Below are 884 nucleotides of genomic sequence, written 5' to 3'. Positions count from 1 at the left end.
CGCATGATCAACTGCCGCGCCGACCTCAACCAACTCGTGCCCTTCAAGTACGACTGGGCCTGGCAGAAGTACCTCGACGGCTGCGCCAACCACTGGATGCCGCAAGAGGTCAACATGACCGCCGACATCGCCCTGTGGAAAAACCCCGAAGGCCTGACCGACGACGAACGTCGCATCGTCATGCGCAACCTGGGCTTCTTCTCCACCGCCGATTCGTTGGTCGCCAACAACCTGGTGCTGGCCGTGTACCGCCTGATCACCAACCCGGAGTGCCGCCAGTACATCCTGCGCCAGGCCTTCGAAGAGGCGATCCACACCCACGCCTACCAGTACTGCATCGAATCGCTGGCCATGGATGAAGGCGAGATCTTCAACATGTACCACGAGATCCCGTCGGTCGCGAAAAAAGCCGCCTGGGGTCTGAAATACACGCGTTCGATCTCCGATCCGAAATTCGAGACCGGCACCGTCGACACCGATAAAGAACTGCTGCGCAACCTGGTCGCCTACTACTGCGTGCTGGAAGGCATCTTCTTCTATTGCGGCTTCACCCAGATCCTGTCCATGGGCCGACGCAACAAAATGACCGGCGTGGCCGAGCAGTTCCAGTACATCCTGCGCGATGAGTCGATGCACCTGAACTTCGGCATCGACGTGATCAACCAGATCAAAATCGAAAACCCACACCTGTGGGATGCCGAGATGAAGGAAGAAGCGACCCAGATGATCCTGCAAGGGACCCAGCTGGAGATCGAATACGCGCGCGACACCATGCCGCGCGGCGTGTTGGGCATGAACGCGGCGATGATGGAGGACTACCTCAAGTTCATCGCCAACCGTCGTCTGTCGCAGATCGGCTTGAAGGAAGAATACCCAGGCACCAC

General features: G+C 58.7%; 1 protein-coding gene. It reads left to right on the top strand.

The genetic code is table 11. From position 1 onward, the window contains the following. On the top strand, positions 1 to 884 hold an 884-nt coding region (locus tag HBO12_RS28175; RefSeq protein WP_170043808.1), incomplete at both ends, for a ribonucleotide-diphosphate reductase subunit beta.

The organism is Pseudomonas sp. WS 5059, from assembly GCF_012985525.1.
Lineage (GTDB): Bacteria > Pseudomonadota > Gammaproteobacteria > Pseudomonadales > Pseudomonadaceae > Aquipseudomonas.
The sequence above is the reverse complement of the archived record's forward strand: the minus strand, read 5'-3'. Positions and strand labels throughout refer to the sequence as shown.